Origin of the sequence: Psychrobacillus psychrotolerans (assembly GCF_900115805.1) — a bacterium.
Taxonomy (GTDB): Bacteria; Bacillota; Bacilli; order Bacillales_A; family Planococcaceae; genus Psychrobacillus; species Psychrobacillus psychrotolerans.
Genome location: NZ_FOXU01000002.1, coordinates 502,218 through 514,731, shown reverse-complemented (window position 1 = coordinate 514,731; position 12,514 = coordinate 502,218). Strand labels below are relative to the sequence as shown.

Below are 12,514 nucleotides of genomic sequence, written 5' to 3'. Positions count from 1 at the left end.
GTAGGAAGGTTTAAAGGCAATTCCGACAGATTATACTTTACTAGATTGGATATAATATAATGTAAGGATAAGCAAGTGAAAATGAGGTGCGTAAAATGGTAAATGTTTTAGTTGATGCTGACGGATGTCCAGTAGTAGATTTAACGATTTTTGTGTCGAAAAAGTTTAAAATGAACGTTACTTTACTATGTGATACTGCGCATTATATGCAACGAGAAGGTGCAGATACAATAATGGTATCTAAAGGAGCAGATGCAGTAGACTTTGTTCTAGTAAATAGAGTGAAAAAAGGGGACATAGTCGTTACCCAAGACTATGGCCTAGCGGCAATGGTATTGGCTAAGCAAGGTTTTGCAATCGATCAAAACGGACGATGGTATACTCCTGAGAACATTGACCAACTGTTAGACAGTCGCCATATATCTAAGAAAATTAGACAGGCAGGGGGGCGCTTAAAGGGTCCTAAGAAACGTCAAAAAGAAGACAATGAAAAATTTGAAGCAAGCTTCCATAAATTATGTGAGCATGCGCTTCAAGCAGGAAGTTAACTTTCTACTGGAGCTCACTTAAGATGGGATTATCAACAAATACCCCGTTTGCATCAAGATGGATCGCATTCTTCATTTCATTTTCAGTTTTAATAGAATATAGATGCACCTGCAATCCATTTAATTGGGCTTCGTGAATAAATTCTTGATCGACCGATTTTAAATTAACCCCAATTCCACTAGCATAAGTTTGCAAACGTTCATAATCTAAATGAGATAACGCAGCTTTCTCTTTGAAACTAAACAGTTGAACAAGAGGAAGCGTCGGCTCTAGTGTATGAAACTTTGTTAAAGTATCCTCATTGAACGACTCCACAATAACTTTTGGCAAGGTGTGGTCCTCTCCTAATAAATCATACTTTTTTAATAAACTGAAAAGCTTCTCTTCCATTCCCTTATAAATACGTGGTGACTTTAACTCAATATAATAATTTACATCATCCCCGAACTGAACAAAAATCTCTTCTAAGGTGGGGACTTTCTCTTGTTCAAACTCTTTGTTAGCCAAATCTGGATATGTTTCATTAAACCATTTCCCTGCATTTAACTGCTTCAATTCTTCCAACGTATACTCCTTTACAAAGCCAAGTCCATCCGTTGTACGATCAACCTTTTCGTCGTGCATAGCAACTAACACTCCATCCTTTGTCATTTGTAAATCTATTTCAATATAGTCTACATCCGCTTGGTGGGCTATCTCATAAGCAGTCATCGTATGCTCCGGTGCAAAAGCAGAAGCCCCGCGGTGCGCTATGATTAATAACTTGTCGTTGGAAATTGGTTGTATACTGTTTTCCGAGTTATCACAGCCTGCTATTAAACATAAACTTACTAGTATAGTAAATAATAAGCGCATGAGAGACTCCTTTCTTGTAAAGTTTTAATAAGATTTAGTTAAAAGTGTAAATATTCAGTAAAAACTGACAATTACTTTACATTATAAAGTTTTGTCTAGTAGAATGAGTTTATTGGAATAATTAACATCTATTTTAGCTAGGTCGTCACTATAATTTTACTTGATAAAGGTAGAGAGGATGGAATGCTATGAAGAGGGTTGAATTGATTGATATCTCGAAATCGTATGATAAGCAATCTAACGTTATATCCAATATTAACGTAACTATTGAACCGGGGGAATTTTTTGTTCTCGTCGGTCCTTCAGGATGCGGAAAAAGTACAATGCTTCGAATGATTGCGGGATTAGAAGATATAACGGGTGGGACCTTGAAAATTGGTGACATAGAAGTGAATGACTTGCCACCAAGCAAACGAGATTTATCCATGGTGTTTCAAAACTATGCATTATATCCTCACCTATCGGTTGAAGACAACATTCAATTTGGTTTACATGTGAAAAAAGTTGATAAAAAAGAGCGAGCTAAACGAACAAGTGAAGTAGCAGAAATGCTTGGGTTGACGGATTACTTAAAGCGGAAACCTAGAGAGTTATCGGGTGGTCAGCGTCAAAGAGTCGCATTAGCTCGAGCAATTGTAACAGAAGCACCTATTTGTTTAATGGATGAACCCCTATCTAATTTAGATGCAAAGCTACGGGCACATATGCGTTCTGAAATAAGGCAAATCCAAAGACGTTTAGGAATTACGATGATTTATGTGACACATGACCAAATCGAAGCAATGACTATGGGTGATCGAATAATGATTCTCCATGAGGGATCCATCCAGCAAATAGGCAAGCCTATCGACATTTATAATAATCCGGCTAACCCTTTTGTCGCTACATTTATAGGTTCACCTCCTATGAATCTAGCAACTGGTGTTGGCGATAAAATAATGAGTACAATTCGATTAAGCGATTCTATTGTGATTCCAATACCAACAGCAGATGCGCATTATTTAACTGAACAAATAATTGTAGGGATACGACCTGAGCATATTAAAGCAGCAACCAAAGAGACAGTGGAAAAAGACAAATTCATAGTGGAAGTTTCCAATGTAGAAATATTAGGTAATGAAACAATTTTCACCTTTTTATTAAATGGGGAATCCTGGCAAGTTAAGTGGAGTGGACAATGGCAAATTGAAATAGGCGATAATATTCCTTTAATGATGAATTATGAATCCTTCTGCTTTTTTGATAGTGAGACAAAGAAAATTATTAAAACTCCATCAGACGTCGAAAATCATGTATTTGGTAAAGAGGTATTTGTATGACGACGGTAACCAAACGAAGAAAAATAAGCTATTGGCAACGGTCATCTAATGTGAGGACCGCCCTATTGTATTTATTGCCCTCCATTATACTATTTACAGTATTTGTTTTTTATCCGATGTTTCGAACTATTTACTTAAGCTTCTTTTTAACAGATCAAGCAGGTGAAGCTGCGATTTTTGTGGGTCTAGAAAACTATACTTATTTACTAGAATCGGATGCATTTCTCAACAGTATTAAAGCAACGTTCTTATTTGTTTTGTATACAGTTCCAACAGGAATCATTATTGCCCTCATTTTAGCGTTACTCGCAAATGAAAAACTGAGAGGTATCGGGTTTTTCAGAACGATCTATGCTTCCACAATGGGGGTATCTGTAGCAGCCTCCTCAGTCGTTTGGTTATTTTTATTTCACCCAAGTGTTGGGATGTTCAATAAATTTTTGAATATCTTTAATCTCCCACAAATTGAATGGCTATTAGATCCAACATGGGCATTATTTTCAGTGTCCCTCTCGACTATTTGGCTAAATACAGGGTTTTCCTTTTTGATAATACTTGGTGGTTTACAAAACATTGATGAGTATTTATACGAGAGTGCACGTATTGATGGTGCTAGTTATTGGTATCGATTAAAGAGGATTACAATCCCTATGCTCTCTCCAACTTTGTTTTTCATCATTACCATTTCACTTATAAATGCTTTTCAAACTTTTGGACAAATTGATATTTTAACGAAAGGTGGACCCTCTCAATCTACCAATTTAATCGTATATTCCATTTATAGAGAAGCGTTCATCAATTATCAATTCGGAACAGCGAGTGCCCAGGCCGTGTTCTTGTTTATATGTATTTTAATCGTAACAATTTTACAATTTAAGCTTGGGGAAAAGAAGGTGCATTACCAATGAGGGTATGGAAAAAGCTAATTCTTTATTTCTTATTGATTGTTACATCAATTATTATGTTTTTCCCCATCATATACGCATTTATGATAAGTTTCATGACTGGTGGAGAGATTTTATCTGGAAAGTTACTACCATCTACCTTTAGTCTTGATAATTATGTAAAGGTGTTTGATCGGCTTCCTTTATTTAATTACCTGATCAATAGTTTTGTCGTTTCACTGGGAGTAATGCTTGGTCAGTTAGTTGTTTGTAGCTTGGCTGCATATGCATTTGTTTTTATCTCGTTTAAGGGTAGAGACTTTATCTTTTTCTTATTTATCTCGACAATGATGATTCCGTGGGAAGCGACGATGATTCCAAACTTTTTCACCATCCAAAAACTAGATTGGATTAATACTTATCAAGGAATGACATTGCCGTTTTTTGCTTTAGCATTTGGGACATTTTTACTGAGACAACATTTTAAGACTATTCCAAAAGAACTTCATGAGGCTTCGCAAATAGCAGGATTGAGTAAGTTTGGATTTTTCTTTCGAGTAGTATTACCTGTTTCAAAAACAAGTCTTGTTACATTAGGGGCTTATGGGTTTTTGACAACATGGAATATGTATTTATGGCCACTTTTAGTGACAACCAATAACTCGGTTCGTACCGTCCAAATCGGTTTGAAGCAACTTCAATCGCAAGAAGTAGCAACAGAATGGGGGGTGGTTATGGCAGGAGTAATTGTAGTAATCATACCAACACTACTATTATTATTTTTAGGTCAAAAGCAATTACAAAAAGGGTTAACGCAAGGAGCTCTAAAATAACGGTTGTTCAAAACTAAAAAAGAGGTGTACGTTAATTATGAGGAAATCATCTAAATTTGGATTTTTAGCTTTATTATTACTTAGTCTTTTTGCTTTAGTAGCATGTACCAACAGTGATAGTAGTTCGTCTGAAAAGGATGGTAATGAGGGAGAAACAGAAAAAGAAGTAGTTACCACTGAAGAAGGCAAAACAGTTATTTCCTTTTGGCATGCAATGTCTGGAGCAGGTCAGACTTCTTTAGATGCTATTGTTGCAGATTTTAATGCATCTCAGGATAAATATGAAGTGCAGGCAGAATTCCAAGGGTCATATGAAGAATCATTAACGAAGCTTCGTAGTGTTGGAGGTACAAAAGATGCCCCAGCCATAACGCAGGTATTTGAAGTAGGAACAAAATATATGATTGATAGTGGCTTTATAGAGCCAATCCAGAATTTTATCGATAAAGACAAATATGACCTTTCTCAGCTGGAAGAAAATATATTAAATTACTACACGGTAGATGATCAGTTATACTCTATGCCATTTAACTCATCAACACCCGTAATGCTTTATAACAAAGATGCATTTAAAGCGGCTGGTCTGGATCCAGAAAAAGCTCCAGAAACATTTTCGGAGGTTATTGATGCAGCTGCAAAATTGAAAACAGATGATATGAAAGGTTTCTCCATGCTGACATATGGATGGTTTTTTGAAGAGTTAGTTGCTACGCAAGGTGGTCTATATGTAAATGAAGAAAATGGTCGTGCTGGTGATGCAACAGAAGCTACTTTCAATGGACCAGAAGGACTAAATGCCTTCAATTTTTTAGACACGATGAACAAAGCAGGAACTTTCGGGAACTTTGGAACAAATTGGGATGATATTCGCGCAGCATTCCAATCTGGAAAAGTTGCAATGTATATGGATTCCTCTGCAGGGGTAAAAGGTATTATTGATAACGCTCCTTTTGAAGTAGGAGCAGCATATATTCCATACGCAGACGAAGTAAAACGTAATGGTGTTGTTATTGGTGGTGCATCCCTATGGATGTCTAAAGGAATTGCAGAAGCAGAACAAGAAGCAGCTTGGGAATTTATGAAATACTTAACTACGCCAGAGATTCAAGCAAGATGGCACTTAGAAACAGGGTACTTCGCCATTAACCCATCTGCATATGAAGAGCAAAACGTCAAAGATGCATGGGAGGTTACACCACAGTTAAAAGTTACTGTAGATCAATTGCAAAGCACTGAGCCTTCTATTGCAACACAAGGTGCTCTAATATCGGTATTTCCTGAATCACGTCAACAGATTGTAACGGCTCTTGAAAATCTATACCAAGGAATGGATGCTCAGGAAGCGCTAGATGCAGCTGCAGAAGGTACCAATCGTGCGATAGAAATTGCCAATAAAACAAAATAGACAAGAATATATAAACGAACAAGAGGCATTCATATGCTTGCTTGTTCGTTTTTTGTTATGCTCCCGTAAATAGCATAAACATATTCTAACGCCTTACCTATGGAGCTCAACTTAATCTTTTTGATGGAGATACGATATACTAAAATTCTATTATTCCAGGGTAGATAATTCCTTGTATTGCTTTAGGACATCCACTAAAAACTGCAGATCATAACCAGTTATATCATTTATTTTTTCAGCCCAATCTTCTATTGAATGCAACTTCGGTTCATTAAACAACCCCTCACTTGTACTTAAAAAACTTTCCCAGTTATAGAATTCCCAATGTGCAATTTCATTTTTAAAAGGAGTTCTACATTCTAATAAAGGTCGCGGCTTAATAAAGTTTTGAGAGAACTCGGCGGCTTGCATAAAGTAATTCATTTCTATTGGTTTAGTATCAAATACCTGATTCGATATTTTCCCATTTGGTCTGTGGTAAAGGATCTCTATACCGCGTTTGCTTGGTTTCACTTGAATCGTTGCTGCTGGAAAAAAACCATTGAGTTTTTCATCAGTATATTCTTGGGTGTCGGTATCTATTAAGATTGGTCTTAACCATTGGTCTCCTAAATCACAAAAGAAACGGTTACCTAACTCATCTAAAGCGATGACTGCAACATGAGCATGAGGGGTATTTAAGTTATGGCCTATCGGATAGGCAGTGATACCATCCTTTTTAAATTCATCAAGTAACAGAAATGCAAGGTCAAAGCAATTACCCGATAAACCAAATTGATGCCGGTGTTCTCTCATAAGAGAAACATCTCTTTGTTTTGTAACGCTATTTTTGTGGTAAAACCAAACTTTTGTCAATGTCTCCATGGGGAAATCATCAAACTTCATCCAGGTATTTAAAATGCTTTTGGATGCTAACATAATATTAAGGTCACCTACTTCTGGAAATTGTTATTATCTACTCGGTAAATTATTTTAAATAAACTCACTGCCACTATATTAGATTCTCTACAAGTACTGTAAAACCTTCACACCAAACTGCTTAAATACAGTATATGGTGGCTCTACTATTAAACAGAGTACCTAAAAGAGAATTTAAACTTTCTATCTCAAGTCTTTGAGTTGCTTTTTAAATTTTAAAAAGAAACAATCTATTTAACATTTGCTATTTTTTTTGGTATATTATACGGTGGACAAAATTAGAAAAGGTGGAGTAAAAAATGGACACAAATGCATACAGAGTATTACTTTACTATAAATATGTCCCGATTGAAGATCCAGTAACATTTGCGCAAGAACATCTTGCAGCATGTAAGGAAATCGGGTTAAAAGGGCGTATTTTAGTATCAGACGAAGGTATAAACGGAACTTGTTCAGGTACGATTGAACAAACTGAGGCATACATGAACATGATGAAGGCAGACGAACGATTTGCTGACATGGTGTATAAAATAGATGAAGCAGAAGGACATGCCTTTAAAAAAATGCATGTACGTCCTAAAAAAGAGATTGTGCATTTAGGATTAGCGGACGATATTAATCCAAATGAAATAACAGGACAATACCTTTCTCCAAAAGAGTTTTTCGAACAAATGCAGGCAGAGGATACTGTTGTCATTGATGCTCGTAATGATTATGAATTCGATCTAGGACATTTCCGTGGTGCGATTCGTCCAGAAATTCGCAACTTCCGGGACCTACCAGACTGGATGATTGAAAACAAAGAAATGTTCGAAGGTAAAAAAGTACTTACGTATTGTACTGGCGGAATACGCTGTGAAAAATTCTCAGGATGGTTAGTAAGAGAAGGCTTTGAGGGTGTAGGTCAACTACATGGTGGAATTGCAACTTACGCCAAGGATCCAGAAGTACGTGGACAACTTTGGGATGGACAAATGTACGTATTCGATGAGCGTATCGCTGTCCCGGTAAACCAGGTAGAGCATGTCGTGGTTGGTAAAGACCATTTCACAGGGGAGCCATGTGAGCGTTATGTAAACTGCGCAAATCCTGATTGTAATGACAAAATTCTTTGCTCAGAAGAAAACGAACATAAGTATCTGCGCAGCTGTTCGGACGAATGCCGCGAGCATCCACGCAATCGTTACATCGTAGAACATAAATTATCTGAAGAAGAAGTAGAAGCTAGATTAGCTGCTATAAAATAATAAACGAAAGCCCATGCTAATTACTAGCATGGGCTTATTTAATAGATATGAAAATCCTTTCCACGAGCACGACTTCAAACTACCGACCTCTAATTTAAATGGAATATTTCTGAAATGATTTCAGTACTTCCTGGAGAAAACATAAATATTGATAACGCAATACATAATAGTCCAACAACTATTAAAATGAATTTTTTGTTTCCAAGTAGCCCTTTAATTACTAAAAATATTCCTACGAATAGTATTAAGAAATACCAAAATCCCATCGTCTCACTCCTCTGGTTAATTTAATATAGGAACGTTAATGTTCCCCATAAGTTCTGCTATAAGTAAACGATACAGTGATTTTACTTGCTTCAACAGAAACACCAAAATAAACCCCGGTTGAAAATGACGTATACTAAGCAGGACAGTATAAAGCATGGATTATGGTAATATATTAAACATATAGAGGGGATTTGCCTTCCTATATAGAAAGTAACAAAGAGTTCATTTTTCAAAAATAGAATGGAGGAACGTATATGTCAATCGAAGTGAAAAATATTTCAGATTTGAACGCAGTCAACGTATCCAAACTAATTCAAGAAAGTGAAAAGGAAGGGTATCGTTTTGTATCCAGATTAGCTTCCGAATATGAAGACGGGACACATCGCTTCAGCGAACAAGGAGAGGCAATTTATGGGGCATGGGATGAAGATGAACTAGTAGCACTAGGTGGTTTGTTTAAAAATACTGCTAGTGAAGCTGACAACTCCGCAAGACTATATCGATTTTATACATTACCTGAGCATCGTCGAAAGGGTATAGGAAGCGAACTGTTGAAAGTGGTTTCTGAAAATGCCAAAGGTCACTTTAAGGAAATAACAACTAAAACAGAGTCCGCAAAGGCAGATTCATTTTACCGTGCTAACGGGTTTAAATTTGACGAGCGCTCTCCGGATACTACGCATGTGTTGAGCTTAGAATAGAAAGGGTTTACAACGATGAATAACCAACAATTAGAAATGAAATTTCCCTTAATCTCCAAGATGCAAAGGAAAGAAGAAATAATATGGTTTAATCCAAATAAAATAGATTCAGAAGAGGCATTAAAAAATGTTTCTGTTACTGCTGAAATGGTTCAAGATGCAAGCGATCGTTTAGATCGCTTTGCATCTTATTTATGTATTGCTTTTCCAGAAACAGCAAAAGCAAAGGGGATTATTGAGTCTCCACTTGTGAAAATCCCTACAATGGAATCTTCCATAAAGAAATTCTTTCATACAGAGTTTGATGGAGAATTGCTGTTAAAATGTGATAATGCCTTACCAATTTCAGGATCTATAAAGGCCCGTGGTGGTATTTATGAGGTGCTTAAAATTGCAGAGCAACTTGCGATGCGAGAAGGTTTATTGGAAGAAACAGATGATTATGCTATTCTCTCAACCGATAGATTTAGACAGTTTTTCTCAAATTACTCGATTGCAGTAGGTTCTACTGGAAATCTTGGACTAAGCATAGGAATAATTAGTGCCAAATTAGGATTTCGAGTAACTGTGCATATGTCTAGTGATGCGAAACAATGGAAAAAAGATATGCTTCGTTCAAAAGGAGTAACGGTTGTAGAGTATGACTTTGACTATAGTATTGCGGTGAAGGAAGGTAGGAAACAGGCGGAGAAAGATTCAAAGTGCTTTTTTATCGACGACGAAAATTCCATCGATTTATTTGTCGGATATGCTGTTGCAGCAAGTAGGTTGAAAACTCAACTAGAACAAATGCAAATCATTGTCGACGCCGAACATCCGCTTTTCGTATATTTGCCTTGTGGAGTTGGTGGTGGGCCAGGAGGAGTGGCGTTTGGACTAAAACTAATATTCGGGGACTATGTGCAGTGCTTTTTTGCAGAGCCTACGAACTCCCCTTGCATGCTACTTGGTTTAATGACCGGATTACATGAAAATATTTCAGTAGCTGATATCGGCCTTGATAACAAAACAGTTGCAGATGGACTGGCTGTAGGTCGACCATCAGGGTTTGTAGGAAAAACGTTGGAGCAGCTCATAAGTGGAAGCTTCACGATTAAAGATAAAACACTTTATGAGCTTTTAGCTTTATTGGCTGACACAGAGAATATTCTATTAGAACCGTCTGCACTTGCGGGCATGACAGGACCAATTCATTTAACAACACAAGGAGTACCCTTGAAAAAAACTACTCATATAGTTTGGGCAACTGGCGGAGGAATGGTTCCTTCTCAGGAAATGCAAATCTATTATGAAAAAGGAAAACAATATCTCTTTTGAACTAAATATCAATCCTACTTAGATTCTAAGTAGGATTTTTTTATTGTTGTTTGCTCTACTATATATAGAACAAATGTGTTATGCTATATATAGAACAAAATAAGGGAGGGCGACTTCATGTTTATTGAAATAGAATCTAATTCTGATGTCCCCATCTATTTGCAGCTGGCACACCAACTTATGGAAGGTATAGTACGAGGTGAGTTAAAGCCAGGTGACTCGCTACCGTCTGTTAGAGCGTTTGCGAGTGATCTTGGGATGAATATGCATACAGTAAATAAGACATATCACTATCTAGAGGAAAAAGAGTTTATACAAATAGTGGCAAAATCAGGTGTAATTATTCGACCAAGTGGTATTCCGAAGGCAACAGAGGAAGAAAAGCAAAAACTTGAAGCTCAGCTACGACCAATTATTACAGAGGGATTAGTTCGAAAGCTCTCAGAAGAAGAACTAGTAGAGATGGTACGCAAGCTCGTACAGAATATTGAGGAGGGGAAAGAATGATTATTGCACTCTTTGGATTCATCCTATTATTTATAACTATTTTACAAGCATTTATGCCGAAATTTCTAAAGCCAACAGAAGCATTTGGCGTGTATATACCAGATAGTCATACAAAAGATTCAGTGGTGATAAAATTAAAAAATACGTATACGACGGTTGTACTAACGTTCGGAATGATTATTTTTTTGGTCTATCTCTGGTGGGCCTTAACTCAAAAACCAGCAGAAGAAACGTTAGCTTTAGTGAGTGTAGGAGTTCAGTTTACAACTTTGTTTGTGAGCATTGGCTATTATTTTATGATGCATCTTCGAATGAAAAGACTAAAAGAAACACAAGGGTGGTTAATAGGGAAAAGTGAAGTGAGAGTAATAGATGTAAAGTTTCAGGAAAAGCTCAAACTAATACCCCGTGTACTCTTTATCATTCCTATGTTTGTTACTATAGGTTTAATCATTTATACATTTATGAAATATGACCAAATGCCAGAGATGATTCCTACTCACTGGGGACCTACAGGAGAAGCAGACGCGTTCAGCGAAAAAACATATTTCAGTGTAGTTGCACTGCCACTTATTTTACTTGTGATGCAAGGTATGTTCCTTATGATGAGTGAAGGTATGAAATTTTCGGGAGTTCGCCTTAATCCAGCCAATAAAAAAGCTTCACTTGTGCAGCAACTAGCATTTCGGAAATATACGAGTTTGTTAGCGCTCTTTATCACTATTGGAATAACGCTAATGTTGGGCTATTTTCACTTGCAGACGATTCATCCCGAGATATCCTCACCACTTATCATGTGGGCTCTCCCTCTAACTTTCTTAATACTAACATTTGCAGTTGTTGGCATTTATGCAATTAAAGTAGGACAAAGTGGATCCCGATTAAAAGTAGAAGAAAACAGTCCAGCCATAGATAACAAGATAGCTGTTGACGAGGACCGATACTGGAAGGGCGGGATGTTTTATCTGAACAAAAACGATCCAAGTATTATGGTAGAAAAGCGATTTGGTGTAGGTTGGACTTTAAATTTTGCTCATCCTATAAGTTGGATTGTTTTACTCGTGCCTCTTCTACTTATATTCGGCATATCATTTTTATTATAAGAAAAAGCAGCTCCCCAATTATTGGGGAGCTGCTTTTTGCTTGTTTCAAGAAAGAGTATGCTTTGCGCTGTAAAGCGGCGTCTTTCAGTTTTCTTATTCAGCGTCGAAAACTTCTACTTTTTCCATTTTAGCGCCATTTTTCATAGCTTTTGCTACTTCAAGTCCACTTGTAACTTGACCGAAAACAGTATGAACACCATCTAAATGTGGTTGAGGTGCGTGTACGATAAAGAATTGGCTAGAACCAGTGTCCTTACCAGCATGTGCCATTGAAAGGCTTCCTGCTTGGTGTTTGTGTGGGTTTCCAGCTGTTTCACATTTAATGTTTTTGCCGCTACCGCCCATACCTGTACCAGTTGGGTCTCCACCTTGACTTACGAAACCAGGAATTACACGGTGGAATACTACTCCGTTATAGAATTCGCTGTTTGCTAACTCTTCAAAGTTTGCAACTGTGTTTGGTGCCTCATTTGGGAATAGATCAAATTCAATTTTTTCACCAGAATCCATTAAGATATAACCTTTTTTTGTCATTTAAAACACTCCTTTTTCGTTTAAATCCTTCATTAGTATAGCATGTACGTAAATCATTTTCCAAAAACAGAGACT

Annotated in this window: 14 protein-coding genes; 10 read left to right on the top strand and 4 right to left on the bottom strand. The window is 37.0% G+C overall.

Going from position 1 to position 12,514, the window contains the following annotated elements:
• Nucleotides 1-95 precede the first annotated feature (95 nt).
• Nucleotides 96-548 carry a YaiI/YqxD family protein gene (locus BM260_RS07555; RefSeq protein ID WP_093536656.1) on the top strand — a complete coding sequence of 151 codons (453 nt, stop codon included), beginning with the start codon at nt 96-98 and terminating at the stop codon, nt 546-548.
• Between the two features lie 4 nt (nt 549-552).
• On the opposite strand, the gene BM260_RS07550 is transcribed toward BM260_RS07555, so the two are convergent.
• Nucleotides 553-1,404, bottom strand: coding sequence for a glycerophosphodiester phosphodiesterase family protein (locus tag BM260_RS07550; protein WP_093536654.1), 852 nt, complete (start codon nt 1,402-1,404; stop codon nt 553-555).
• A 188-nt stretch (nt 1,405-1,592) separates the two neighbouring features.
• Here BM260_RS07550 and BM260_RS07545 point away from each other — a divergent pair, with 188 nt between their 5' ends.
• From BM260_RS07545 to BM260_RS07530, 4 genes are read left to right on the top strand one after another with little or no spacing between them, the layout of a single operon-like run.
• On the top strand, nt 1,593-2,723 hold the full coding sequence (locus tag BM260_RS07545; protein WP_093536652.1) for an ABC transporter ATP-binding protein: 1,131 nt from the start codon (nt 1,593-1,595) through the stop codon (nt 2,721-2,723).
• The gene (locus BM260_RS07540; protein WP_093536650.1) at nt 2,720-3,631 is read left to right on the top strand and encodes a carbohydrate ABC transporter permease; all 912 of its coding nucleotides are present in this window, start codon (nt 2,720-2,722) and stop codon (nt 3,629-3,631) included. Before BM260_RS07545 ends, BM260_RS07540 begins: the two co-directional genes overlap by 4 nt.
• Nucleotides 3,628-4,440, top strand: a complete 813-nt coding sequence (locus BM260_RS07535; protein WP_093536648.1) for a carbohydrate ABC transporter permease — start codon at nt 3,628-3,630, stop codon at nt 4,438-4,440. Before BM260_RS07540 ends, BM260_RS07535 begins: the two co-directional genes overlap by 4 nt.
• A 37-nt stretch (nt 4,441-4,477) precedes the next feature.
• A complete protein-coding gene (locus tag BM260_RS07530) occupies nt 4,478-5,845 on the top strand; it encodes an ABC transporter substrate-binding protein (protein WP_093536646.1) in 1,368 nt (455 codons plus the stop codon).
• 150 nt (nt 5,846-5,995) lie between these two features.
• Here BM260_RS07530 and BM260_RS07525 read toward each other — a convergent pair whose 3' ends face one another.
• Nucleotides 5,996-6,763, bottom strand: a complete 768-nt coding sequence (locus tag BM260_RS07525; protein WP_407691706.1) for a hypothetical protein — start codon at nt 6,761-6,763, stop codon at nt 5,996-5,998.
• Nucleotides 6,764-7,062: 299 nt separating this feature from the next.
• On the opposite strand from BM260_RS07525, the gene trhO reads away from it, so the two are divergent.
• Nucleotides 7,063-8,010, top strand: a complete 948-nt coding sequence (trhO, locus tag BM260_RS07520) for an oxygen-dependent tRNA uridine(34) hydroxylase TrhO (RefSeq protein WP_093536642.1) — start codon at nt 7,063-7,065, stop codon at nt 8,008-8,010.
• An 89-nt stretch (nt 8,011-8,099) separates the two neighbouring features.
• On the opposite strand, the gene BM260_RS18395 is transcribed toward trhO, so the two are convergent.
• Nucleotides 8,100-8,276: a hypothetical protein gene (locus BM260_RS18395; RefSeq protein WP_175496230.1), complete on the bottom strand. Its 177-nt coding sequence runs from the start codon at nt 8,274-8,276 to the stop codon at nt 8,100-8,102.
• A 255-nt stretch (nt 8,277-8,531) separates the two neighbouring features.
• Between BM260_RS18395 and BM260_RS07515 the strand changes: the two genes are divergently transcribed.
• From BM260_RS07515 to BM260_RS07500, 4 genes are all read left to right on the top strand, one after another.
• Complete coding sequence (locus BM260_RS07515; RefSeq protein WP_093536640.1) at nt 8,532-8,978, top strand: GNAT family N-acetyltransferase; 447 nt, start codon at nt 8,532-8,534, stop codon at nt 8,976-8,978.
• A 15-nt stretch (nt 8,979-8,993) separates the two neighbouring features.
• Nucleotides 8,994-10,295 carry a D-serine ammonia-lyase gene (locus BM260_RS07510; protein WP_093536638.1) on the top strand — a complete coding sequence of 434 codons (1,302 nt, stop codon included), beginning with the start codon at nt 8,994-8,996 and terminating at the stop codon, nt 10,293-10,295.
• Nucleotides 10,296-10,412: 117 nt separating this feature from the next.
• Nucleotides 10,413-10,802, top strand: coding sequence for a GntR family transcriptional regulator (locus tag BM260_RS07505; RefSeq protein ID WP_093536636.1), 390 nt, complete (start codon nt 10,413-10,415; stop codon nt 10,800-10,802).
• A complete protein-coding gene (locus BM260_RS07500) occupies nt 10,799-11,905 on the top strand; it encodes a DUF1648 domain-containing protein (RefSeq protein ID WP_093536634.1) in 1,107 nt (368 codons plus the stop codon). Before BM260_RS07505 ends, BM260_RS07500 begins: the two co-directional genes overlap by 4 nt.
• Nucleotides 11,906-11,998: 93 nt before the next feature.
• Here the strand turns inward: BM260_RS07500 and BM260_RS07495 are convergent, their stop codons facing one another.
• Nucleotides 11,999-12,439: a peptidylprolyl isomerase gene (locus tag BM260_RS07495; protein ID WP_093536632.1), complete on the bottom strand. Its 441-nt coding sequence runs from the start codon at nt 12,437-12,439 to the stop codon at nt 11,999-12,001.
• Nucleotides 12,440-12,514 lie beyond the last annotated feature (75 nt).